The sequence below is a fragment of the Streptomyces sp. NBC_00670 genome, from assembly GCF_036226765.1.
In the GTDB taxonomy this organism is placed as follows: domain Bacteria; phylum Actinomycetota; class Actinomycetes; order Streptomycetales; family Streptomycetaceae; genus Streptomyces.
Genome location: NZ_CP109017.1, coordinates 6,877,427 through 6,900,761, shown reverse-complemented (window position 1 = coordinate 6,900,761; position 23,335 = coordinate 6,877,427). Strand labels below are relative to the sequence as shown.

Sequence of the window (23,335 nt, the reverse complement as noted above, 5' to 3'; positions counted from 1 at the left end):
TGGGTTCGTGAGCGGGGTACCCCCGACTGGGCACGCGACACGAGGGCTCCGCCCCCCGCGCCTCCGTTCGGTGCGTCGTCGGCTGCCGGCCGGTGGGGCCCGCTCGCAGGGAGGAGGTGAGGACGCTGAAAGGGGAACCGTTCAGGCGGCGCGCGGAGCGCGCGGTGGGCGGGCGCGCCCGCCTCCGCGTGATCACCCTGCTGGCGATGGTCATCGCCCTGGACGGCGCCGACAAGGCGACGATCTCCGTCAACGCCGACAGCCTCGAACAGGTCTTCGGCCTCAACCACACCCACATCGGCCTGCTCGTCTCGGCCACCTCCCTGGCCGGCGCCCTCGCCACCCTCCCCGCCGGCGTCCTGACCGACCGCACCACCCGCACCCGCCTCCTCGCCGGCAGCATCGTGCTGTGGTCCGTGGCGATGGTCGGCTCGGCCGTCGCGGGCTCCTTCGAGACGCTGCTGGCGGCCCGGGTCGGCCTCGGCGTGGTCGCGGCGACGGCGGGCCCCGCCGTCGCCTCGCTCGTCGGCGACTACTTCCCCTCCGGCGAACGCGCCCACCTGTACGGCTACATCCTCGCCGGTGAACTGTTCGGCACCGGCTTCGGCTATGTGGTGTCCACCAACATCGCGGCGCTGCTGTCCTGGCGGGTCTCGTTCGCCTGGCTGGCCCTGCCGGGCGCGCTGCTGGCCTGGCTGCTCGTCCGGCTCCCGGAGCCACGGCGCGGCGGCCGCGGCCAGCTGGCCCGCGAGGGACAGCGGCCGCCCACCGCACCGGACGCCGCACCCGCAACCGGCTCCGCCCGCGCCGTCGTACGCACCGCCCGCAGCGAGCCACGCCCCGAGCAGGTGCTGCGGGAGGACCCGCGGACCATGCCGGCGCACCGCGCGTTCGCCTACATCCTGCGCATCCGCACGGTGCTGCTGATGATCACCGCCTCGGCGCTGGCGTACTTCTTCTTCGCCGGAGTGCGGTCCTTCGGCCTGCTGTTCGTGACCCACCACTACGGGGTCGGCCGCAGTACCGCCAGCGGGCTGGTCGTCGTGATCGGCGCGGGCATCCTGGCCGGTCTCGTGGCCGGCGCCCGGCTGCCGGACGTGGCGCTGCGGCACGGTCACGCCGGTGGCCGGGTACTGGTGCCGGCGGTGGCGCTGCTCGCCGCCGCGCCGGTGTTCGCGCCGGGGATCCTGACGAGTTCCGCGCTGCTCGCCGTGCCGCTCCTCGCCGTCGGGGCGGGGCTGCTGGCCGCCGCGAACCCGCCGCTGGACGCGGCCCGGCTGGACATCGTGCCGCCGGGGCTGTGGGGCAGATCGGAGGCGGCCCGCACGCTGACCCGGTCGGCCGCCGAGACGACCGCCCCGCTGCTGTTCGGTTTCCTGTCGTCGGACGTGTTCGACGACAGCGGCAGCCGCACCGAGGGCCTCCAGATGGCCTTCCTGGTGTGCCTGGTGCCGCTGCTCGCGGCCGGTCTGCTGAGCCTGGTGGCGCTGCGGACGTATCCGCGTGACGTGGCCACGGCGCTGGCCTCGGCGGACGCGGAGGCCGCCGAGAAGAAGACCGGCGGGAGGGTTCAAGGCCGCGAAGCGGGATAGTCCGTACGAATGAGTACGATTTCGACCAGAACTTCCTCCGACCTCGAGCGCTCCCCCGTCCCGAGCCGGATCGGCCGGGTCGAAGGGCCCGGCGCGAAGGGGCTGCACGACGTTCCGCTGAGCGTGCTGATGATGCTGGCCGGTCTCTGGCTGTTCATCTGCATGTGGGCGCTGGGGTATCCGGACACCCTGGCCAACGACCCCCACCTCGTGGAGATGGGCGCCGGGGTCATCGTCTTCCTCGCGGGCCTGGTCCGGCTCTCCCGCGCACGCGGCAAGGCGACCGATCTGCTGGTCCTCGCGGTCGGAGTGGGCTTGATCCTCTCCGGCTTCTTCGGCGACTTCGGCGCGGCGGTCATCCGCTGGGACCAGGTCACGACGGGGTGCGTCCTGGCGCTCCTCGGCCTCGTCGGCGTCATGCTCGCGGAACGAGCGGGCTCCGCGAAGCGAGAGGGTTCCGCGCAGCGGGATGCCAAGGACGCGCCCTAGCTCGCGCGTCCTGACTCGGGGCCGCTTGTGCGTTGGCGGCCGCGGGTGCGTTGTGGTTGCTCGCGCGCTTCCCCGCGCCCCTGAAAAGCAGGGGGCGCCCCCGCGCTCCAAGGCGCCCCCGCACGCACCCCATACGTACAGAGATGCGCACGTTTCAGAGACAAGCCGGGCGGATACTCCATGACCGCCCGCTCCCGTCCGCGCACCGTCCCCGGCCGCCGGCCGGTACCCCCCGGTGTTCGCCCTCCCCGCAGAGGTCGCCCCATGGCTCACGCCTTCTCCCGCGCCCCCTCGTACGCACGTGACACCTCCTCCCCCGTTGCCGAGGTGCCGACGGGTGTGCCGGGTGCGGAGCCCCGGATGGTGCGGCGGCCGGCCGACGGAGAGCGGGTCTGCCCGGGAACGGCCCTGGTGACGGGCGCATCCTCCGGCATCGGCGCCGCCGTCGCACAGCGCCTGGCCGCCGACGGCTGGCACCTCGTGCTGAACGGCCGCGACCCCCAACGGCTCGCCCAGGTGGCCGACGCCACCTCGGCCGCCGTCTTCCCCGCCGACCTCTCCCGCCCCGGCGCCGGACACCGGCTCGCCGACTTCGCGCTGGACGCGGCGGGCGGCCGGGTGGACCTGCTGGTCGCCGGGGCGGGCATCGGCTGGGCGGGTGACTTCGTCACCATGCCCCCGGGCTCCATCGACAAGCTGTTCGACGTGGACGTACTGCCCGCGATGCACCTGGTGCGGCGACTGCTGCCGGGCATGGTGGAGGCCGGCTCGGGGCGCGTGGTGCTTGTCGGGTCGGTGGCCGGGGTGCTGGCCGTGCGTCAGGAGGCCGTGTACTCCGCCGCCAAGGCCGCGCTCGCCGCGTTCGCGGACGCGCTGCGCTACGAGTTGTACGGCACCGGCGTCGGCGTCAGCCATGTGGTACCCGCCGTGGTGGACACGCCGTTCTTCGAACGGCGGGGAATGCCGTACGTACGGTCGCACCCGCGGCCGGTGTCGGCGGAGAAGGTGGCCGACGCGGTCAGCGCGGCGGTGACACGGGGCCGGGACGAGATCTACGTACCCGGCTGGCTGCGGCTGCCGGCCCGTATCCGGGGCACCGCCCCCGCCGTCTACCGGCGGCTCGCCGCCCGCTTCGGGTGAGCCGCCCAAGTCGTCGGAGCTGTCGCAGTCGTCGAGGAGTCACGGGGTGAACGCGCTCACCGTCGTCCTGGCCCTGCTCGCGGCCCTCGCCAACGCCACGGCCTCGGTGCTGCAGCGGCGCGCGGCGACCGACGAAGAGGATTCCGGCGGCGGCGTACGGCATGCCGCGCACTGGATGGCGCATGTCCTGCGCCGCCCGTTCTGGCTGGCCGGCTCCGCGCTGCTGGCGGTCTCGACCGTGCTCCAGGCCGCCGCGCTCACCGTGGGCAGCCTCTCCCTCGTCCAGCCCCTGCTCGCCGCCGAACTGCTGTTCACCCTGGCTGTCGGCAGCGTCGTCTTCCACCACACGCCGGACCGGCGCACCTGGCTCGCCTTCGTGGCCCTCGCCCTCGGCCTGGCCCTGTTCCTCGGTTCGGCGGCGCCGACCGAGGGACGCTCCAGCGCCACCCCGGGCCGCTGGCTGCTTGCCGGGGTGGCCGCGTTCGCGGCCGTCGTCGCCCTCATCGTCGTCTCCCGGCTGGTCAGGGGCTCCGCCCGGGCCGCGCTGCTCGCGCTGGCCTCGGCCGTCTCCTTCGCGACCACCGCCGCGCTGATGAAGGAGGTCACCGGGCGGATCGGCGACGTGGGGGCCGGGATCTTCGCGACCTGGCCGCTGTACGCGCTGGCGGTGGCCGGGCTGACCGCGTTCGTCCTGCTCCAGGGCGCCTTCCGGGCCGGCAGTCTGACGGCATCCCAGCCCGCGCTGACCCTCGGCGACGCGCTGACCAGCGTGGCGCTGGGCTGGGCGCTGTTCGACGAGCGCATCGGGCTCGGGCTGCGCCTCTTCCCCGAGATCATCGGCATCGCGCTCATCGGCGCGGGCACCGTCGGACTGGCGCACGCGACCTCGCAAACCGAGTCCTGGGACGCGCAACAACCGCAGCACACCACGACAGAGAGGCACTGAAAGGCATGAGCCGCACGTCCGCCCCCGTTTCCGCCCGGCGCGCGGCATGCCCGCCGGAGCACGCCCGGCGCGCCCTGGCCGCCGTCCCCCTCGCGGTCACCGCCGCGGCCGCCGTCCACATCGTCCCGGCCGCCACCTGGCTGCCGGGGCTGCGGCGCCGCCGCTTCCCCCGGCTCGCGGGGATCGGAGACCCCTCTCACGTCGCCCTCACCTTCGACGACGGTCCCGACCCGGCCTCCACCCCGCTCTTCCTCGACGCCCTGGACGAACTGCTGGTGCGCGCCACGTTCTTCGTCCTGGGCGAGAGCGTCGTACGCCATCCCGAGCTGGTCCGCGAGACGGCCCGCCGGGGGCACGAGCTGGCCGTGCACGGCTGGACGCACGACCGGCCCTGGCTGCCCGCCCCCGTCCGGGACGCGCGCGAGGTGGCGCGGGCGGCCGAGGCGGTGGCCGACGTCACCGGCAGGCGACCGCTCTGGTACCGGCCGCCGTACGGGATCCTCACCTCCGGGCGCTGGGCGGCGGCCCGGCGGGCGGGGCTGCGGCCGGTGCTGTGGTCGGCGTGGGGCAGGGACTGGACGGCGGACGCCACTCCCGACTCGGTGCGCGGGACGGTCGAGGCCGATCTGCGTGGCGGCGGCACGGTGCTGCTGCACGACAGCGACCGGACGGCCGCCCCGGACTGCTGGAAGGCGACCCTCGCCGCCCTTCCCGACCTGGTCACCGACTGCCGGCGCGCGGGCCTGACGGTGGGCCCGCTCGGGGACCACGGCCTCGGTCAAGGCGTCACAGGGTCCACAGGGTTCACAGGAGTCACACAACATCACCGTTCCGTAACCTTTGCATAGGGCAAAAGAGCTCGGGAACCCGTCCGTCTCCGACAGATACAGGGACGGATACACACATGACCGACACCCGAGCCCCCCACCGCTCGCCACTCACCGCTCCCCGCCCGGACGCCCCGGCCCCCTCGCCGGAGCGCTCCGCGGAGGAGGACCTCGTGCACCGGATGGCCGAATGTCCCGACGGTCCGGAGCGCGACCGGCTGCGCGAGTCGGCGATCGTCGCCTTCCTGCCCATGGCCCGCCGGATCGCCCGGCGCTACGGCAGCCCGGCCGAGAGCCGCGAGGACCTCTACCAGGTGGCGTGCCTCGGCCTGGTCAAGGCGGTCGACCGCTTCGACCCCGGCCGCGGCCACGCCTTCCTGTCGTACGCCGTGCCGACCATCGACGGCGAACTCAAGCGCTATCTCCGGGACCACACCTGGGAGTTGCACGTCCCCCGCCGGGTGCAGGAGCGGCACCGCAGGGTCCGGCGCGCACAGGAGGAGCTGCGCCGCTCGGGGTACGCGCAGGGCGGCACCGTCGGGGACATCCGGCGGCTCACCGGGATGGACGAGGACGACATACGCCAGGCCCTGCGCGCCGACCAGTCGCGCAACCCGCTCTCCATCGACGAGCGGCGCGGCCCGGACCGCGGCGCCTCGCTGGCCGAGACGATCGGCGGGGAGGACCCGGCGCTCGACCTCGTCACCGATCTGGTGGCCCTGCGCGCCCTCATTCCCCGGCTTCCGGACCGTGAGCGGGACGTGCTGAAGCTGTACTTCCTCAACTCCCTGACGCAGCGTCAGGTCGCGGACCGCATCGGGGTCTCGCAGATGCATGTGTCCCGGCTGCTGAGCCGGACCTGTGCCTATCTCCGACAGAATCTGCTGGCGTGCTGAGGGCGGTCCCCGCCTTCTCCCACGACTCTCCTTTCACTGCGCTCACAGGGGCAACACCCGAGGTCAGCGGGGTGGTGACGGCCCACCCCGAGTTCCCGTAAAACGGCCCGCGGCGCGGATGGCGGCGGATAGCGTGCGAAAACCCGCTCCCCCGCTTCCCTCCCCCCACGGCCCGCACCCGCCGGGCCTCATCGAGCCGCAAGGAGAACCGGGATGTCCCACGACCCGTCCGCGCCGTCGTCCTCGCCGCACCCCTCGTATCCGGTCCCGCCGCCGCACATCCCGAGCTGGTCGGCCGCCGCCCTCCCCCACCCCTGGCCGCTGGACGAGGACCCGGAGGAGGAACCCCCGGAGAGCGCACCGCACGGGCATGTGGCCGACACCGACCGGGACTTACCGACCCGCCCCTTACGCCGGGCGTTACCGTCCCCGGCGCGCGGGCACCACGGCGACCTCCGGCTGTTGCGCCGCGCCTACCGCAGGCAGCGCCGGGTCGCCACCCTCGCCGCCCTCGGCTACTTCGTCGTCTTCCTCCTCCTCTCCGCGTACGAGCCGTCCGTGATGACCCGCCCCGTCACCGGGGGTCTGTCCACGGGGCTGCTGCTCGGCCTGGTCCAGGTCCCGGTCACCTGGCTCGCGATCCTGCTGTACGAGGGCACGGCCCACCGCTACGTCGACCCGCTCGCCGCCCGCGTACGGCGCCACACCCCGCCCGACCCCCTGGCCGGGGCCCCCGAGGGATCCGCCGCCGTCCGGGGGCCGGGACGATGACCGAGTTCGACGGCTCCGCCCAGTCCTGGTCCCTGGTCGCCTTCTGCGCCGTCGTCACCGTCACCCTGCTGCTGTGCGTGATGACCGGCCCCGACCGCGACGACCTCGCGGAGTTCTACACCGGCTACCGCTCACTGTCCCCGCTGCGCAACGGGCTCGCCATCGCCGGCGACTACATCTCCGCCGCCACCGTGCTCACCATCGGCGGGGTGATCGCGCTGTGCGGCTACGACGGTGTCGTCCTCGCGCTGAGCATGACGCTGTCGCTGATGCTGCTGATGTTCCTGCTGGCCGAACCGCTGCGGAACACCGGGCGGTTCACCCTGGGCGACGCGCTGTCCCGCCGTATGCCGGGCCGGTCGGTGCGGATCACCACCTGCGCGGTGACGCTGATCGCGCTGCTGCCGATGATGCTGGTGCAGCTCGCCAGTACCGGCCAGCTCCTCGCGTACATCCTGGGGTTCACCGGGAGCGCGATGAAGACCGGGTGCGTCGTCGGGGTGGGCGCGCTGATGATCAGCTATGCGGCGATCGGCGGCATGAAGGGCACCGCCCTCATCCAGCTGCTGAAGATGGTGATGCTGCTCGGCTCGGGCGCCGTCGTCGCCGTCCTCGTGCTGCGCGCCTTCCACTGGGACCCGGGGGCGCTGTTCACCGCCGCCGCGGGCCGCAGCGGGGCGGGGCAGGCGTATCTGCGGCCAGGGTTGCAGTTCGCCGGGGGCGACCATCCCAGGCTGGACATGGTCAGCACCCAGCTGACCATCGTGCTGGGCGGGGCGTGTCTGCCGCATGTGACCATGCGGATGTACACCGCGAGCAGCGCCCGGCAGGTGCGGCGGTCCATGTCGTGGGCGGTGGCCTCGGTCGCGCTCTTCGCCGTCGTGATCACCGTGGTGGGCGTGGGGGCCACCGCGTTGGTCGGCCGGCAGGGGCTCGCCGCGGCCGATCCGCGCGGCAACACGGCGTATCTGCTGGGCTCGCGGGCCGCGTTCGGGGCGCATCTGTCGCGTCCGGAGACGCTGCTGTTCACCACCGTCACGACGGCGATCTTCCTGACGCTGCTCGCCTCGGTGGCCGGCATGATCCTCGCCTGCGCCAACTCCATGGCCCACGACGTGTTCGCCACGCGGGCGCGGCGGCCGGCTCCGCAGCGGGAGACGGTGGTCGCGCGGGTGTGCGCGCTGGTGGTGGGCGTGCCGGCGATCCTGCTCGCCACGCTGGTGCAGGACCGCAGTCTGCAGCCGCTGGCGACGGCGTCCTTCTGCGTGGGCGCGTCCGCGCTCGCGCCGGCGCTGGTGTACGCGTTGTTCTGGCGGCGGTGTACGCGGGCGGGGCTGCTGTGCGCGTTGATCGGGGGGACGGTGGCGGTGCTGGTGCTGATGCCGGGGACGAGTCTGGTGTCCGGGTCGCCGACGGCGGCGTTCCCGGGGCTGGACTTCCACTGGTTCCCGTTCACGACGACGGGGGTGGTGTCGATTCCGGCGGGGTTCGTGTGCGGGTGGCTGGGGACGGTGCTGTCGGGGCGGTCCCGGAAGGACCGCCAACGGCGCCTCTACGACAGGGTCGAGCCGCGGATTCTGGCCGGCACGGCCTTTCCTCGCCCCCGCGCGGGGGCTCCGCCGGTTTCGAGGGGCGCCTCATAGCGCGGGGGCCTCTGCCGTACGGCGAGTGCGGGTACGTCGTGGCTTGTCGCGCAGTTCCCCGCGCCCCTGAAAGCCAGGGGACACCCCTGCTTTCAAGGGGCGCGGGGAACTGCGCGAGCAACCACCCGCCCACCAGCAGCCGCCGTACGACAGGACACCCCGAGTTATGACGCGCCCTGGCCCTCCGGAGCCGTCGCCCGGTTGGGGTGGCGGTGGGTCGGCTGGGCCGGGGGCGGGGTCGGCTTCAGTGGAGGGATGTCGCGGCGGCTGACCTTGTCCATTTCCACCGTCAGCGGTTCGCCGTGATGGTGGATGACCAGCGGCTCGCCGCTGAGCAGCGTGTACGCCGCCACCCCCCGCTCGATCGACACCCGCACCCTCCGCCCCAGCAGCTCCAACGTGAACGCCAGCCGCCGGAACGTCTCCGGCAGCCGGGGCGCGAACTGCAGTGTCCCCCCGTGGTGCCGCATCCCGCCGAACCCCGCCACGAGCACCATCCACGTCCCGGCGAGCGAGGCGATGTGCAGCCCGTCTCGCGTGTTGTGCTCCAGGTCGTGGAGGTCCATCAGCGCGGCCTCGTGGAGGTAGTCGTAGGCGAGCGACATGTGGCCCGCCTCGGCCGCGATGACCGCCTGCGTACACGCGGACAGGGACGAGTCGCGCACGGTGAGCGGCTCGTAGTACGCGAAGTTGCGCGCCTTGTGCTCGGCGTCGAAGAACGCGCTGCACGTGTACATCGCGAGCACCAGGTCGGCCTGCTTGACGACCTGTTTGCGGTACAGGTCGAAGTAGGGGAAGTGCAGCATCAGCGGGAACTGGTCGGGGCGGGTGGCCGCGAAGTCCCAGCGCTGGTAGCGGGTGAACCCGGCATGCTGCTCGTGGACGCCGAGTTCGTGGTTGTACGGGATGTGCATGGCCTCGGCGGCGTCGCGCCAGGCGGCGCTCTCCTCGTCGTCGACGCCGAGCGCGGCGGCCTGCCGCGGATGCCGTTCGGCCGCGTCGGCGGCGGCGGTCAGGTTCATCCGCGCCATGAGGTTGGTGTACGTGTTGTCGTCGGCGACGGCGCTGTACTCGTCGGGGCCGGTGACGCCGTCGATGTGGAAGGCGCCCCGGTGGTCGTGGTGGCCGAGCGAGCGCCACAACCGGGCGGTCTCCACGAGGAGTTCGACACCGGTGTCGCGTTCGAACCGCTTGTCGCCGGTGGCGGCGGTGTAGCGGACGACGGCGTCGGCGATGTCGGCGTTGACGTGGAAGGCGGCGGTGCCGGCCGGCCAGTACGCCGAGCCCTCCTCGCCCGCGATGGTGCGCCAGGGGAACGCGGCCCCGCGCAGGCCGAGTTGGGCGGCGCGCTCGCGCGCGGCGGGCAGGGTGTTCTGCCGCCAGCGCAGCGCCTCGGCGACCGCCTCGGGCGAGGTGTAGGTGAGCAGCGGCAGGACGAAGGTCTCGGTGTCCCAGAAGGCGTGGCCGTCGTAGCCGGAGCCGGTCAGTCCCTTGGCCGGGATGGCCCGCTGCTCGGCCCGTGCCCCGGCCTGGAGGACGTGGAAGAGGGCGAACCGCACGGCCTGCTGGATCTGTTCGTCGCCGTCGACCTCGACGTCCGAGCGGGCCCAGAAGTCGTCGAGGTACTCCCGCTGTTCCTCGGCCAGGCCCTGCCAGCCGCGGATCGCGGCGGCGGCGAGCGCCGCGTCGACCTGGTCGCTGACGGCGGGCAGCGACCGGGTGCTGGACCAGCCGTAGGACACGAGCTTGTCCACGCGCAGACTCTCGCCGGGCGCGAGCACGGAGGCGATGGTGAGCCGGGCGAGGTCCTCGGTGGACTCGCACTCGGTCGCGGTCTCCTCGGGTCCGGTGACCCGGTGGTCGGCCGCGGCGGCGACCCGGAGTCCGCTGCGCCGGGTGCGGTGCACGAGCCGCAGCCGGGTGCCCTTGGCGAAGTGGGTCTCCGCCTCCAGCGGCGATTCCAGGGCGACGGCGGCGCGCGGGTCCCCGTTGTGGCCGGGCAGCTGCTCGTTGGTGACCAGCTCCGACTGCACGACGATCCGGGCGCGGCTGTCGACGGCCTCCACCTCGAAGGAGACCGCGGCGATGGCCCGTTGGGTGAACGACACCAGACGGCGGGAGCGGATGCGGACGGTGGTGCCGGCCGGGGAGGTCCACTCGCAGGTGCGGGTGAGCAGGCCGGTGCGCAGGTCGAGGACGCGTTCGTGGGAGCGCAGCCGTCCGTAGCGCACGTCGAACGGCTCGTCGTCCACCAGCAGTCGCAGTATTTTGCCGTTGGTGACGTTGATGACGGTCTGCCCGGACTCGGGATAGCCGTAGCCGGCCTCGGCGTACGGCAGCGGGTGGGACTCGTAGACGCCGTTGAGGTAGGAGCCGGGCAGTCCGTGCGGCTCGCCCTCGTCGAGGTTGCCGCGCCAGCCGACGTGTCCGTTGGACAGCGCGAACACCGACTCGCTCTGCGGGAGCACGTCCGGGTGCAGTCCGCGTTCGCGCAGGCACCAGGGCTCGACGCCGTAGGAGGTGTGCGTGATCACGCCCACCTCCCCAGGTCGGTGAGGTCCTCGACGACGACGTCGGCGCCGTGGGCGCGCAGGGCGTCCGCCTGGCCGACCCGGTCCAGGCCGACGACGTAGCCGAAGTGTCCGGAGCGGCCCGCGTCCATGCCGGCGAGGGCGTCCTCGTAGACGGCGGCGGCCTTCGGCTGGACGTCCAGGTCCTGGGCGGCGGCGAGGAAGGTGTCCGGGCGGGGCTTGCCGGGCAGGCCGCGTTCGGCGGCGACGACGCCGTCGATACGGACGTCGAAGAGGTGTTCGGCGTCGATGGAGCGCAGGACGTCACGGCAGTTGGCGCTGGAGGAGACGACGGCGGTGCGCAGTCCGGCGGCACGGACCCTGTCGAGATAGCGGAGGGTGCCGTCGTAGGCCTCGACGCCCTGGGTGCGGATCAGTTCGAGGAGCAGTTCGTTCTTGCGGTTGCCGAGGCCGTGCACGGTCTCGGCGTCCGGCGGGTCGCCGGGATCGCCCTCGGGGAGGTGGATGTCGCGGGAGGCGAGGAAGGTGCGGACGCCGTCGGCGCGGGGGCGGCCGTCGACGTAACTGTCGTAGTCGGCGCCCTTGTCGAACGGCCGGAACTCCGTGCCGTCGCGTTGCCGCAGATACTCGTCGAACGTCTGTTTCCATGCGGCGGCGTGGACGACGGCGGTCCGGGTGATGACTCCGTCGAGGTCGAAGAGGCAGGCCTGGATGTCGTCCGGGAGACCGAGCTCCGTCACGCGTGCAGTCATACGGGACAGCTTCCCTCCGTGGCGCGGAACAGGGGGCGGGGCGGGGGTGTGTGTCGAGTGCCACATTCCCCGGCGTTGCCGGGGTACCCGGGGTGCATGAGCGATGTCGTGGACTCGGACGAACTGCTGCGGAGGATTCAGCGGGCGCGGGGGTGGGCGGAGGAGCAGGAACGGGTGTGGAAGGGAAGGGGGGAGGAGGGCGTGGTGCGGGGTGTCGTCTACGAAGCGGTGGGCAGAGTGCTGGACGAGATTCTGACGCCGGGTGCGTCCGGCTAGAGCGGCTTTTCTCGCCCCCGCCGCCCCTACCCTTCCCATCCTCAAGGGGCTCCGCCCCTTTGACCCCGTTGCGCAGTTCCCCGCGCCCCTGTCAGGGGCGCGGGGAACTGCGCATCTTTTGGGGGTCCGGGGGCTTGCCCCCGGGACGGGACGGGTAGGGGCGGCGGGGGCGAGAACAATGGGAAGTGTGACCTTTGACGAACTGCTGCGGCGGGCCGCAGGCCTGGTGCACGACCGTGGCCGAGCCATACTCGGCCTCACCGGCGCCCCCGCCTCCGGCAAGACCACCCTCGCCGAACACCTCGTCCGCGCCCTCAACGCCACCCTCCCCGGCCCACCCCCCGCCACCCACGTCCCCATGGACGGCTTCCACCTCGCCGACACCGAACTCGACCGCCTGTCCCTCCGCGACCGCAAAGGCGCCCCCGAGACCTTCGACGCCGCCGGCTACGCCGCCCTCCTCCGCCGTCTGAAGGACCCCGCGGAGAACGACACGGTCGTCTACGCCCCCGGCTTCGAGCGCGTCCTCGAACAGCCGATCGCCGGCACCATTCCCGTACCGCCCACCACCCGTCTGGTGGTCACCGAGGGCAACTACCTCCTCCTGACCACCGGCGCCTGGTCCCGCGTACGCCCCCTGCTGGACGAGGTCTGGTACTGCGAACCCCGCGACGAGGACGAGCGGGTCCGCCGGCTGATCGCCCGCCACGAGGAGTTCGGCAAGGACCACGACGCGGCGGTCGCCTGGACCCTCGGCACCGACCGGCGCAACGCCGAACTGATCGCCACGACCCGCGACCGGGCGGACCTGATCGTCCCGGAGCCGGTCCTGCCGGGCGAGCCCGCCGGGAGAGGGAAGTAGGCAACGGACGTGCCGCGTGCGGGAGATGCGCGGCACGCCCGTTGCGGTGGGCGGGCCCGGGCGGCGTACGGCTTTCAGGTGAGCGGCCTCCGTACGCCGGCCCGTGCTCGCCGTCCGGGGGGGGTCACAGCACGGTGCGGGACTCCAGGTCGCGGCGGGTGTCGTTGCCGTACACACCGCTCTCGTCGCCCCTGATGCCGTACCAGAGCTGGAACCGGGCGACGGCCGCGCGCAGCACGGCGTCGTAGCGGCCGTCGGTGGCGCCGTCGCGGTACACGTCGGGGATGCGCAGCAGTCGCTGCTGGAGCTCGCTCACGGCGGGCCCGCTGTCCCCCTCGCGCAGGGTGCCGGCGCCGTCCGGGTCGGTGCCGGGGGCGTCGGCGGGCCGGGAGGCGGCGCCGGTCGCGGGCGGCCGCAGCGGCGTACCGGCCCCCCGGGCGTCGTGACCGCCGACGCCGGGGACCACGAGCGCGGCCCCGAAGCCGACGAGGGCGGCGGCGGTCACTCCCACGACGACGGCGGCCCGCCGCGTGGTGAGCCCGTCCTCCCGCAGCCCGCCGACCCCACGCATCGCCCGGTCACGACGGGGCGGGCGCGGTACCGCGTCCGGTACCGGCCCGGCACCCGGCGGCCGTAAGGGCGCGGTGACCGGGGGCATCTCCTCGGTGGCGAGGTCCACGGTGGAGCCGGCACCACCAGGGCCCGCTCCCGGCGCGACCACCTCGTAGTCCGGGCCCGGGTCCGCGTCCGCTTCCGGACCCGCCCCCTCTCCCCCGCGCCGGCTCTCCTGGCGCTCCCGGTACTCCCGTACCAGGTCCGCCAGCGCCTCCGTCCGGCGGCGGCGCATGACGTACGTGGGTTCCAGCACCGGGCGCCGCGTGGGCTGTCCGGGGGGTTCGGGCGGTGTCGGCACGCCGTTCTCCTTCCGTGCGCTCTCCCTGGGCCGTGCGCCGTGTCCGGTGAGGGATACGTGCGCGCACGGCTCACGGTTCACCGAGGGCCGGTGGTGAAGCTCCCGGGGCCGCACAATCCCGTGCGCGCCCGCACGCCCGCGTACGCCCCGGCCGGACGGGTACCCAGGAGGCCCTGGACCGGTGGGCCACGCGAGGCACACCGGGGACACGACAGACGGGCCGCTCCCCCGGCCCCGTCGGACAGGGGCGACCATGGCCCGGACCACCGACGACGAGCCGTTGGAGATCCACTTCATCGGCAACGCGACCGTCCTGCTGCGCTACGGCGCGCTGACCCTGCTCACCGACCCGAACTTCCTGCACCGCGGGGAGTACGCGCACCTCGGCTACGGCCTGGTCAGCCGCCGCCTCACCGAGCCGGCGCTCGGGGTCGAGGAGCTGCCGCCGCTGGACGGCGTCGTCCTGTCCCATCTGCACGGCGACCACTGGGACCGCCGCGCCCGGCGGGGCCTGGACCGCTCGCTGCGCATCGTGACCACCCCGCACGCGGCCCGCCGCCTCAGCGTGCTGCACGGTTTCCGGCAGGCGGCGGGGCTGCGGACCTGGCAGGACTGCGTGCTGCGGAGCGGCGGCGCCCAGGTGCGGATCACCTCGCTGCCCGGCCGGCACGCCGGGCAGGCGGTGCTGCGGGGGCTGCTGCCGCCGGTGATGGGCAGCATGCTGGAGTTCGGCCCGGCGGACGGGCCGGTACGGCTGCGGCTGTATCTCTCCGGCGACACGCTGCTCCACGACGGCCTGGACGAGATCGCCCGCCGCTTCCCCGCCGCCGACCTGGCCGTACTGCATCTCGGCGGCACCCTGCTGCCCGGCGGCTTCGTGGTGACCATGGACGGTGCGCAGGGCGCGGAGCTGGCCCGCCGCCTGGACCCCCGGCTGATCCTGCCGGTGCACTACGGCGACTACACGGTGATGCGCTCGCCGCTGGAGGCGTTCCTCGCGGAGGTCGAGCGGGCGGGGCTCGGCGAGCGTCTGGTGCACTGCGGGCACGGGCAGCGCGCCCGGGTGACGCCGGGGACGGGAATCCCGGTGGTGCTGTGATCGGTGTACGACTGTGATCAGCGGGCGGCCGGGTCCGCCCGCACGTCGGTGAGTACGACGCCGCTGCGCGGGCGGGTCGGGATGCGGCGCAGCGGGATGGTGAGGTCCTGCTCGGGGAGGGTGTACTCCAGCCGGGCCAGCCGGACGGCGAGCGCTTCGAGCAGGCCGATGGTGACGTTCTCGCCGGGGCAGCGGTGGTTGGTGTGCGGGTCTCCCCCGCCCTGCGGGATCAGGGCGTCGACCGCGGCCGGGCGGTCCAGGAAGCGCTGCGGGCGGAACGCGTACGGGTCCCCCCACAGCTTCTCGTCGTGGTTCTGCCCGTACACGTCGAGGAGGACGATCCCGCCCTCGGGCAGGGTCGCGCCCCGCCAGGACAGCTCCCGCACGGCGAGGCCGCCGAGGAAGGGGGCGAAGGGGTAGAAGCGGCGGACCTCGTGCGCGAAGGCGGTGGCGAACGCGGGGTCGCCGTCGCGCAGCGGTTCCCGGTGGGCGGGCCACCGGTGCAGGGCGTGCGCGGCGAAGGCGACGAACCAGGCGACGGCGGCGGTGGGGCGCAGCACGTTGAGCAGCTCCACCGCGGCCGTACGGGCGCCGAGCGGCTCGCCGTCGGCGTCGCGGTGCCGGCAGACCGCGTCCAGTACGGAACCGGTGGGCGCGGTGGCCGTGCCGGCGCGGACGGCGTCCACCAGGTGGGCCAGCCGGACCTCCTGCCGGTTGCGGGCGCGGCGGGCCCGGAAGTGGCGCGGGCCGGCGGTGGCGAACCCGTCGACCATGGCGAGCAGGTCGGCGGCCAGGGCCTGTGACGAAAGTCCCCTCGTCCGCCCGGGGGCAGACGGGACTTTCGCCACAGGCCCCGGGTGTGCGGCGTCCCCGTCGGGCAGGGGGACCCCGGCCCAGCGGCAGATGCCGCGGGTGAGGACGGTGCCGGCCTCGTCGAACAGCGTGATGCGGGGCTGCGCGGCCCACTCGGGGACGGCGTCGTCCCAGGCCCGGACGACCTCCTCGACGATGCCGGTGACGCGGTCCGGGGACAGCAGCGGCAGGAAGATCCGCTTACGGGTGCGGTGGGCGTCGCCGTCGAGGGTGTGCACGGGGTCCTGGCCGAACAGGGTGGCACGCACGGGCTCGGGGAGGGCTCCGTGCCGGCGGACGTGGTCCTCGTCGTAGAAGAACCGCACGGCGTCCGGCCCGCGCACGGCCAGTGCGGGACGGCCGAGCACGCGGGTGCACAGCACGGGCTCCGCGCTGTCCCGCATGCGGTTGGGCAGCCAGGCGTATCCCTCGGCGAGCACGGCGAGGGAGCGGTCGATCAGGGGGCGGCGGTTCACGGTCATGGGCGGCGAGTGCCCCGACGGGGCTCCGGGACTCCCGGCACCCGGGTGCGGCCGACGGCTTCCGGGGCTGAACACCCGCGCCCGGGCGCACGTATGGAGTGACGGCGTCCGACGACCGGGGCGCTCCGTGCGGTGGTGGGCCGCCGGCGGTGTTCAGTGGTTCGGGAGCCCTGCATGAGGCACGTACGACGACGGAGCGTCCGGCGCGGGATACGGCTGTCGGCCGTCGGCGGCATCCTTCTGGGGGGCTTCATGGTCACCCAGGCCGCCATGGCCACCGAGCCGGCCGGTGGCACGGCCTCGCCCCGGCCCCTGGCCGCCGAGTCGGCCGCCGCGCGGGGCGCCGGGCTCGTCTCCCGGCTGGGCACCGGCCGTACGGCGGGCACCTGGGTCGGCGCCGACGGCCGGGCGGTGGTGGCCGTGACCGACCGGGACGCGGCGGGGACGGTGACGGCGGCCGGGGCCCGCGCCAAGGTGGTGCGGCACAGCATGGACCAGCTGAGGTCGGCCGCGAAGGGTCTGCGCGCGGCGCCGCGGGTCGCGGGCACCGCCTGGTCGGTGGACTACACGGCCAACGAGGTCGTCGTACGGGCGGACCCCACCGTCTCGGCCGGCGACTGGTCGCGGCTGACGCGGCTCGCCGAGTCCATGGGCGGCATGGTGCGGATGGAGCGGATCAAGGGCGAGTTCACCACCCGGCTGAACGGGGCGCAGCCCATGTTCTCCACGGGCGGCCGCTGTTCGGCCGGGTACAACGTGACCGACGGGCAGACCTCGTTCATCCTCACCGCCGGTCATTGCGGGCCGAAGGGCTCGGTGTGGTTCTCCGACGACGGGGGCGCGAGCGAGCTGGGGCAGACGGTGTCCTCCCGCTTCCCCGGCAACGACTTCTCGCTCATCCGGTACGACAACGGGCGGTCGGCCGGTGCGGACGGCAATGTGATCGCCATCGGTGACGGTAAGGGGGTCCGTATCGGTGCGGCCGGTGACGCGGTGGTGGGGCAGCGGGTGTTCCGCAGCGGCAGTACGAGCGGGCTGCACGACGGGAAGGTGACCGGGCTCGACGCCACGGTCAACTATCCCGAGGGGACGGTGACCGGGCTCATCGAGACGGATGTCTGCGCGGAGCCGGGGGACAGCGGGGGGCCGCTGTTCTCCGACGGGACGGCGCTGGGGGTGACGTCGGGGGGCAGCGGGGACTGTGCGAGCGGGGGGACGACGTTCTTCCAGCCGCTGGGGGCGGCGATGAAGGCGTTGGGTGTGCGGCTGGCGGGGGTGGATGCGGGGGCCGGTGGGGCGGCGGGGGGCGCCGGTGCGCCGGAGGCGTCGGCGTCCCAGGGGGCGATGGTCGCGCCGGGGGCGGTGGAGCAGGTGGGCGATGCGGGGGGTCGGTCCCTCGTGGCCCGTCTCACCGATCCGGGGACGGTGGGGCCGGGGTTGCTGGTTCTCGCGGGGAGTGTGGTGGCCTGGGTGGCCGCGCGCTACATCCGCGCGGAGCAGGACCGCAAGGCCTACCGCCGGCAGTACGCCCGCACCTGGACCTGACGGGGGGTTCCCGCGGGGGTTTCTTCGCCCCCGCGGCCGCCAACGCACCCGAACCCCCGGGCTCGATCGCGCCCCACCGGGGGAAAGGGGGAACCCCTGACGTGTCAGGCCGCTCGGCGGGGCTGCGGTACCGCGGTGGCCCATTCCATGACGAGCCGCTGGTACTCCTCGCGCTGCTCACCCGTCAGCGTGCCGCCCGACCGGCGCCACAACGCACGGATCTCGTCGTTGACTTCGTCGGCCGACCTCTCGACGGCCGGCCCAGGAGTGGTGGACATGCCGTGAAGCATACGAGTCCCGGCGTGAAGGCGTTGTGAGCAATCCTACGTATTCCGGCATTTGGGTGCGTGAAGCTCATCACCCCAGCTCAGCAGCGGTGCGGAGGTGGCGCGCGTCACTCCGCACGCCGCCTCACGTACCCGGCTTGCGCCCGTACACGTACACATCGTCACCGTTCCTCAGCAGCGACCAGTACTTCTTCGCGTCCTTCGTCGTCATGTTGACGCAGCCGTGCGAGCCCGGCGGGTTCCACATGCTGACGCCGACCGAGTGGAAGGCCTCACCGCCGTCGAAGAACTGGCTGTACGGCATGGCCACGTGGTAGATCGACGACACGTGGTCGATGTGGCGCCAGTAGATCTTCTTCAGGCCGGTGCGGGTCTCGTACCCGTTGCGCCCGGTCCGCACCGGCACCGGACCGTACACGAGGTTCTTGCCGTCCTGGATCCAGCTGAGTTGCAGCGTGAGGTCGACGCAGGCGATGCGGCCCTTGTTGACGGGGCACTTGCCGGCCTTGTTGGGGTTCTTGCCGACCGCCTTCTGCTTGTTCATGAGGTCCATCACGCCCCAGGTGACGGGGCCGGCGTAGCCGATGTTCGGGGTGATGCCGTGCTTGGTCTGGAAGGCGCGGATCGCCTTGCAGTCGGCGGCGGACTGCTTGCCGTTCACCGGCCGGCCCAGGAACCTCTCCACCTGCTTCTGGTACGGCCCGGTCGACGTCGTACAGCTCGCGGCGGTCGCGGGCGCTGCCCCGAGCGCGAGCGTGAGCGGTGTCACCAGTGAGGTGATGCCGAGCGCGACGACGGTCCGTCTGCGGGCGTCGCCCAGGATGTCCCTCATGGCACGCTTCCCCCTGCCCCGTCCTCCCACTCCCGGTACCTCCGGGACGGTACGGACTCGTCCAGGTAGACACGCGAGGGCGCCCGGCGGTTGCACACCGGGGCCGGGTTCCCGGGAGCCGTTCAGGACAGCCGGTGCCGGATGCCCTTGAACCCCGTGTTGACCGCCGTCACGCCGCCGTCCACGCACAGCGTCGTACCGGTGATCCAGGCCGCGTCGCGGGAGGCGAGGAAGGCGACGGCGGCCGCGATGTCCTCGGGCTCGCCGACCCGGCCCAGCGGGTAGACCTCCGCGGCGGCGGCCAGGGCCTGGGGGCGGTCGGCCCAGGCGGGGGTGCGGACCGTGCCGGGCGCCACGAGGTTGACGCGCACCCCGCGCGGTCCGGCGTGCCCGGCGAGCGTACGGGTGAGGGAGACGAGCCCCGCCTTGGCGGCGCTGTAGGCGTGGTTGCCGAAGTCCTGGAGCCCGTTGACCGAGCCGATGGTGACGACGGCACCGCGTCCGGAGGCCACCAGATGCGGCAGCGCGGCCCTGCTGCACCGGTAGGCGCCGGTGAGGGTGACGTCCAGGTCGAGGGCCCAGTTCTCGTCGGGCTCGTCCTCGAAGAGCGGGGCGTCGGGAGCGCAGTGGTAGGCGTTGTTGACCAGCACGTCGAGCGCGCCGAAGGCCTCGACGGCGCGGGCGACGGCGGCCTCCACCGACGCCCGGTCCGCCACGTCGCAGCCGTACGCCTCGGCGGCCAGTCCCTCGGCACGCAGCCCGGCGGCCGTCCCCTCGGCCGCCGCCGCGTCGATGTCGGTGACGAGGACGCGGGCGCCCTCCTCGGCGAGCCGCCGTGCGGTGGCCGCCCCGATCCCCCGTGCCGCGCCGGTGATCAGCGCGCCGTACCCGTCGAACCGTCCCGCAGCCGTCGCAGTCATGGCTCCGAACGTACCGCGCGGTGATCACCCGGCACAGTGCCCGGCGCGGATCAGTGCCCGCGGGCGATCCATTCCTCCAGGTGCGGGGCCTCGGCGCCGATCGTGGTGCTGTCGCCGTGGCCGGTGCGGACCACCGTCCCGGGCGGCAGCGTGAGCAGCCGGTCCCGGATGGAGTCGACGATGGTCGGGAAGTGCGAGTACGACCGCCCGGTGGCGCCCGGACCGCCCTGGAAGAGGGTGTCGCCGGTGAAGACCGTGCCGAGCCCGGGGTCGTACAGGCAGACCGCGCCCGGCGCGTGCCCGGGTGTGTGCAGCACGGTCAGGTCGGCGCCGGCGGCCTCCAGGACCTGGCCGTCGTCCAGCCAGTGGTCCGGGAGCCGGTCGGGGTGGGTCAGCTTCCACAGCGGCAGGTCGTCGGGGTGCAGCCAGATCACGGCGCCGGTGCGCTCGGCGAGGGCGGGCGCGGCGCCCACGTGGTCGTTGTGGGCGTGGGTGCAGACGATGGCCCGCAGCCGGCGGCCGCCGAGCGCCTCGACGATGGCGTCGACGTCGTGCGCGGCGTCGATGACGACCGCCTCGTGGTCGTCGCCGACGATCCACACGTTGTTGTCGACGTCCCAGGTGCCGCCGTCGAGGGTGAACTGGCCGGAGGTGACCAGGTGGTCGATGCGCGCGGCCATCAGAGCGTCACCACCGAGCGCAGCACGTCGCCCTGGTGCATCCGCTCGAAGGCCTGCTCGACGCCGTCGAGGGCGATCGTCTCGGTGACGAAGGCGCCGAGGTCCAGGCGGCCCTGGAGGTGCAGGTCGATGAGCATGGGGAAGTCGCGGGAGGGCAGGCAGTCGCCGTACCAGGAGGACTTCAGCGCGCCGCCGCGGCCGAACACGTCGAGCAGCGGCAGTTCGAGCTTCATCTCGGGGGTGGGCACGCCGACGAGGACGACGGTGCCGGCCAGGTCGCGGGCGTAGAAGGCCTGCTTGTACGTCTCCGGGCGGCCGACGGCCTCGATGACGACGTCGGCGCCGAAGCCGCCGGTCAGCTCGCGGACCGCCTCGATGGGGTCGCTCTCGCGGGAGTTGACGGTGTGGGTGGCGCCGAGCTTCTTCGCCGTCTCCAGCTTGCGGGGGTCGATGTCGACGGCGATGATCTTCGCGGCGCCCGCCAGCCGGGACCCGGCGATCGCCGCGTCGCCGACGCCGCCGCAGCCGATGACGGCGACGGAGTCGCCGCGGCCGACGTTGCCGGTGTTGAGCGCGGCGCCGATGCCGGCCATGACGCCGCAGCCGAGCAGTCCGGCGACCTCGGGGGCGACCGCAGGGTCGACCTTGGTGCACTGGCCGGCGGCGACCAGGGTCTTGTCGGCGAAGGCGCCGATGCCGAGCGCCGGGGAGAGTTCCTGGCCGGTGGAGGCGAGGGTCATCCGCTGCTTCGCGTTGTGGGTGTCGAAGCAGTACCAGGGGCGGCCGCGCAGACACGCGCGGCACTGGCCGCACACCGCGCGCCAGTTGAGGATGACGAAGTCGCCGGGGGCCAGGTCGGTGACGCCCTCGCCGACGGACTCGACGACGCCGGAGGCCTCGTGGCCGAGGAGGAACGGGTAGTCGTCGCTGATGCCGCCCTGCTTGTAGTGCAGGTCGGTGTGGCAGACGCCGCAGGCCCGGATGTCCACCACCGCCTCGCCCGGACCGGGGTCCGGCACCACGATCGTCTCGATGCGGACGGGTTCGTCCTTGCCGGGTGCGATCACGCCGCGTACTTCCTGGGCCATGGTGCTGCTGCCTTCCGTCGCTGCCGGGGTGGTGCCGGGGTGCCGACACCCTATGATCTTCACGCATTCCGGGACGTGGGGATGCGGGGTGTCGCCGACGGGACGATGCTGGAGACATGTCCGGGCGTGCACCTGTGATCGTTCATCCGCCGCTGGGGTCGGGGGGCCGGCGCGTGACCGCGCGTGGGGAGAGTCTGGGGGTGGCGTTCTCCGACGAGGACCTGGTCGAGTTCCTGGGGCGGGCGGGTCTGCCGGATGCGGAGGAATTGCTGGACGACCCGGCCTGGGTCAAATGGCGCGGCGCGGACGCCCACCACTATGTGACGGCGTGAAGTTTTCTCGCCCCCGCCGCCCCTTCCCGTCCCAACCCGGGGGCAAGCCCCCGGACCCCCAAAAGATCGCGCAGTTCCCCGCGCCCCTGGATAGGGGCGCGGGGAACTGCGCAACGGGGCGAAGCCCCGTTTCGGGGTCCAAGGGGCGGAGCCCCTTGAAGGGACGGGAAGGGTAGGGGCGGCGGGGGCGAAAGAAAGCCCCCTGCACCCCGACACACCCGGTACCCCGCGGAGCGACTGGGTACTCGGCACACCGAACACAATCCGGACAAAACTCCCACCCGAGGGGATGACTCGCATGCTGGTCCTCGGACTGCTCCTCCTCGCGGCCACCGCGGCCTTCACCGGCCTCGCGATCGCCGACAACCTCGGGGGCGGCCCCGAGTACTCCGTCTCCGTGCTGGGCAACCACATCGCCACGATGAACGCCCTCGCCCTCTTCTGCGCCGGCCTCGCCCTCGCCCTGCTGTTCAGCCTCGGCATGGCCACCGCGCTGAACAGCGCGCACCGCAGCCGCCGCCGGCACCGCCGGAGCCGCGGCTACGGCAGGGGCGGCAGCGGCACCGGCACCCACGCGTTCGACGAGCCGATGGGCCCGGACGGCCGCCACGCCTGACCGCTCACCGGCCGACGCCCCGCAGGGACGCCTCACGCCCCGCAGGACCGCAGGAACCTCCGCGTCCGCACCGCGATCGGCAACGGCCTGTCCGGTGCGCACGGATACATGTCCTGCTCGACGATCGCGAACAGGTCCACGTCGAGCTTCTGCGCCGCCGTGAGCACCGGCCCCAGCTCCGGCACACCTCCCGGCGGCTCGCACATCACCCCCCGGGCCACCGCGGGCCCGAACGGCACCCCGCCCGCGACGACGCCCGCGAGGACGTCCGGGTCGACCTGCTTGAGGTGGAGGTAGCCGATCCGCTCGCCGTACGTCTCGATCAGCTTGACGCTGTCGCCCCCGCAGTAGGCGTAGTGCCCGGTGTCCAGGCACAGGTTGACCAGCGCGGGGTCGGTGGCGTCGAGGAACCGTTCGACGTGCTCCTCGGTGTCGATGTGGGTGTCGGCGTGCGGGTGGACGACGATGTCGAGACCGTAGGTGTCCTTGACCTCGCGGCCCAGGCGTTCCATGCCCCGGGTGAGGTGGGTCCACTGCTCGGCGGTGAGTTCGGCGGGCTCGAGGATCTCGGCGGTCTTGTCGTCGCGCCAGAAGGACGGGATGACGACGAGGTGCCCCGCGCCCATGGCGCGGGTGAGGGCGGCGACGCGGCTCACCTGCTCCCAGGTGGCGTCCCACTCGGCGGGGCCCCGGTGCAGTCCGCAGAAGATGGTGCCGGCGGAGACCTTCAGGTTCCGCCGGTCCACCTCCGCGGTGAGCCGGGCCGGGTCGGTGGGGAGGTAGCCGTAGGGGCCGAGCTCGATCCAGGAGTAGCCGGCCTCGGCGACCTCGTCGAGGAAGCGCTGCCAGGGCACCTGCCGGGGATCGTCCGGGAACCAGACGCCCCAGGAGTCGGGGGCGGAGCCGACCCGGATGCGGTCCAGGGCGGGTGCGGGGGAAGCGCTGCCGGTCATGTCACACGGTC

At 73.5% G+C, this 23,335-nt stretch carries 24 protein-coding genes; 14 read left to right on the top strand and 10 right to left on the bottom strand.

Annotation, left to right across the window (positions count from 1 at the left end):
* Positions 1-116: 116 nt before the first annotated feature.
* From OIE12_RS30205 to OIE12_RS30170, 8 genes are all read left to right on the top strand, one after another.
* Positions 117-1,592, top strand: a complete 1,476-nt coding sequence (locus tag OIE12_RS30205) for an MFS transporter (RefSeq protein WP_329140797.1) — start codon at positions 117-119, stop codon at positions 1,590-1,592.
* Between the two features lie 9 nt (positions 1,593-1,601).
* Positions 1,602-2,081: an SPW repeat domain-containing protein gene (locus OIE12_RS30200; protein WP_329140795.1), complete on the top strand. Its 480-nt coding sequence runs from the start codon at positions 1,602-1,604 to the stop codon at positions 2,079-2,081.
* 264 nt (positions 2,082-2,345) lie between these two features.
* Complete coding sequence (locus OIE12_RS30195) at positions 2,346-3,221, top strand: SDR family NAD(P)-dependent oxidoreductase (RefSeq protein WP_443053969.1); 876 nt, start codon at positions 2,346-2,348, stop codon at positions 3,219-3,221.
* A gap of 46 nt (positions 3,222-3,267) precedes the next feature.
* The gene (locus OIE12_RS30190) at positions 3,268-4,167 is read left to right on the top strand and encodes a DMT family transporter (RefSeq protein WP_329140793.1); all 900 of its coding nucleotides are present in this window, start codon (positions 3,268-3,270) and stop codon (positions 4,165-4,167) included.
* Between the two features lie 5 nt (positions 4,168-4,172).
* Entirely contained in the window at positions 4,173-5,015 is an 843-nt protein-coding gene (locus OIE12_RS30185) for a polysaccharide deacetylase family protein (RefSeq protein ID WP_329140791.1), read from the top strand.
* Positions 5,016-5,071: 56 nt separating this feature from the next.
* Entirely contained in the window at positions 5,072-5,890 is an 819-nt protein-coding gene (locus tag OIE12_RS30180; RefSeq protein ID WP_329140789.1) for a sigma-70 family RNA polymerase sigma factor, read from the top strand.
* Between the two features lie 213 nt (positions 5,891-6,103).
* Entirely contained in the window at positions 6,104-6,661 is a 558-nt protein-coding gene (locus tag OIE12_RS30175; RefSeq protein WP_329140787.1) for a DUF485 domain-containing protein, read from the top strand.
* On the top strand, positions 6,658-8,304 hold the full coding sequence (locus tag OIE12_RS30170) for a sodium/solute symporter (protein ID WP_329140785.1): 1,647 nt from the start codon (positions 6,658-6,660) through the stop codon (positions 8,302-8,304). Before OIE12_RS30175 ends, OIE12_RS30170 begins: the two co-directional genes overlap by 4 nt.
* A 164-nt stretch (positions 8,305-8,468) precedes the next feature.
* Here OIE12_RS30170 and OIE12_RS30165 read toward each other — a convergent pair whose 3' ends face one another.
* A complete protein-coding gene (locus tag OIE12_RS30165) occupies positions 8,469-10,838 on the bottom strand; it encodes a glycoside hydrolase family 65 protein (RefSeq protein WP_329140783.1) in 2,370 nt (789 codons plus the stop codon).
* The gene (locus OIE12_RS30160; protein WP_329140781.1) at positions 10,835-11,587 is read right to left on the bottom strand and encodes a beta-phosphoglucomutase family hydrolase; all 753 of its coding nucleotides are present in this window, start codon (positions 11,585-11,587) and stop codon (positions 10,835-10,837) included. Before OIE12_RS30160 ends, OIE12_RS30165 begins: the two co-directional genes overlap by 4 nt.
* 96 nt (positions 11,588-11,683) lie before the next feature.
* Here OIE12_RS30160 and OIE12_RS30155 point away from each other — a divergent pair, with 96 nt between their 5' ends.
* Together OIE12_RS30155 and OIE12_RS30150 are read left to right on the top strand one after the other, a co-directional pair.
* The gene (locus OIE12_RS30155) at positions 11,684-11,863 is read left to right on the top strand and encodes a hypothetical protein (RefSeq protein WP_329140779.1); all 180 of its coding nucleotides are present in this window, start codon (positions 11,684-11,686) and stop codon (positions 11,861-11,863) included.
* 178 nt (positions 11,864-12,041) lie between these two features.
* Complete coding sequence (locus tag OIE12_RS30150; RefSeq protein WP_329140777.1) at positions 12,042-12,725, top strand: nucleoside/nucleotide kinase family protein; 684 nt, start codon at positions 12,042-12,044, stop codon at positions 12,723-12,725.
* Between the two features lie 124 nt (positions 12,726-12,849).
* Here OIE12_RS30150 and OIE12_RS30145 read toward each other — a convergent pair whose 3' ends face one another.
* Complete coding sequence (locus OIE12_RS30145) at positions 12,850-13,638, bottom strand: peptidoglycan-binding domain-containing protein (RefSeq protein ID WP_329140775.1); 789 nt, start codon at positions 13,636-13,638, stop codon at positions 12,850-12,852.
* Between the two features lie 253 nt (positions 13,639-13,891).
* On the opposite strand from OIE12_RS30145, the gene OIE12_RS30140 reads away from it, so the two are divergent.
* Entirely contained in the window at positions 13,892-14,737 is an 846-nt protein-coding gene (locus OIE12_RS30140; RefSeq protein ID WP_329140773.1) for an MBL fold metallo-hydrolase, read from the top strand.
* Between the two features lie 17 nt (positions 14,738-14,754).
* Here the strand turns inward: OIE12_RS30140 and OIE12_RS30135 are convergent, their stop codons facing one another.
* Entirely contained in the window at positions 14,755-16,071 is a 1,317-nt protein-coding gene (locus tag OIE12_RS30135; RefSeq protein WP_329140771.1) for a cytochrome P450, read from the bottom strand.
* Positions 16,072-16,245: 174 nt separating this feature from the next.
* On the opposite strand from OIE12_RS30135, the gene OIE12_RS30130 reads away from it, so the two are divergent.
* Positions 16,246-17,616 (top strand): S1 family peptidase, encoded by a 1,371-nt coding sequence (locus OIE12_RS30130; protein ID WP_329140770.1) that lies wholly within the window; start codon positions 16,246-16,248, stop codon positions 17,614-17,616.
* A 104-nt stretch (positions 17,617-17,720) separates the two neighbouring features.
* Here the strand turns inward: OIE12_RS30130 and OIE12_RS30125 are convergent, their stop codons facing one another.
* From OIE12_RS30125 to OIE12_RS30105, 5 genes are all read right to left on the bottom strand, one after another.
* Positions 17,721-17,906, bottom strand: a complete 186-nt coding sequence (locus OIE12_RS30125; RefSeq protein ID WP_329140768.1) for a hypothetical protein — start codon at positions 17,904-17,906, stop codon at positions 17,721-17,723.
* Positions 17,907-18,027: 121 nt separating this feature from the next.
* Positions 18,028-18,723 (bottom strand): L,D-transpeptidase family protein, encoded by a 696-nt coding sequence (locus OIE12_RS30120; protein WP_329142318.1) that lies wholly within the window; start codon positions 18,721-18,723, stop codon positions 18,028-18,030.
* Positions 18,724-18,857: 134 nt separating this feature from the next.
* Positions 18,858-19,655: an SDR family NAD(P)-dependent oxidoreductase gene (locus tag OIE12_RS30115; RefSeq protein ID WP_329140766.1), complete on the bottom strand. Its 798-nt coding sequence runs from the start codon at positions 19,653-19,655 to the stop codon at positions 18,858-18,860.
* 50 nt (positions 19,656-19,705) lie between these two features.
* Entirely contained in the window at positions 19,706-20,335 is a 630-nt protein-coding gene (locus OIE12_RS30110; protein ID WP_329140764.1) for an MBL fold metallo-hydrolase, read from the bottom strand.
* Positions 20,335-21,423 carry an S-(hydroxymethyl)mycothiol dehydrogenase gene (locus tag OIE12_RS30105; protein ID WP_329140762.1) on the bottom strand — a complete coding sequence of 363 codons (1,089 nt, stop codon included), beginning with the start codon at positions 21,421-21,423 and terminating at the stop codon, positions 20,335-20,337. The genes OIE12_RS30110 and OIE12_RS30105 overlap by 1 nt, the downstream gene beginning before the upstream one ends.
* A 116-nt stretch (positions 21,424-21,539) precedes the next feature.
* On the opposite strand from OIE12_RS30105, the gene OIE12_RS30100 reads away from it, so the two are divergent.
* Entirely contained in the window at positions 21,540-21,755 is a 216-nt protein-coding gene (locus OIE12_RS30100; RefSeq protein ID WP_030383493.1) for a hypothetical protein, read from the top strand.
* A gap of 298 nt (positions 21,756-22,053) precedes the next feature.
* Positions 22,054-22,371, top strand: a complete 318-nt coding sequence (locus OIE12_RS30095) for a hypothetical protein (protein ID WP_329140759.1) — start codon at positions 22,054-22,056, stop codon at positions 22,369-22,371.
* A gap of 32 nt (positions 22,372-22,403) precedes the next feature.
* On the opposite strand, the gene OIE12_RS30090 is transcribed toward OIE12_RS30095, so the two are convergent.
* Positions 22,404-23,324: a sugar phosphate isomerase/epimerase family protein gene (locus OIE12_RS30090; RefSeq protein WP_329140757.1), complete on the bottom strand. Its 921-nt coding sequence runs from the start codon at positions 23,322-23,324 to the stop codon at positions 22,404-22,406.
* Positions 23,325-23,335: the final 11 nt, after the last annotated feature.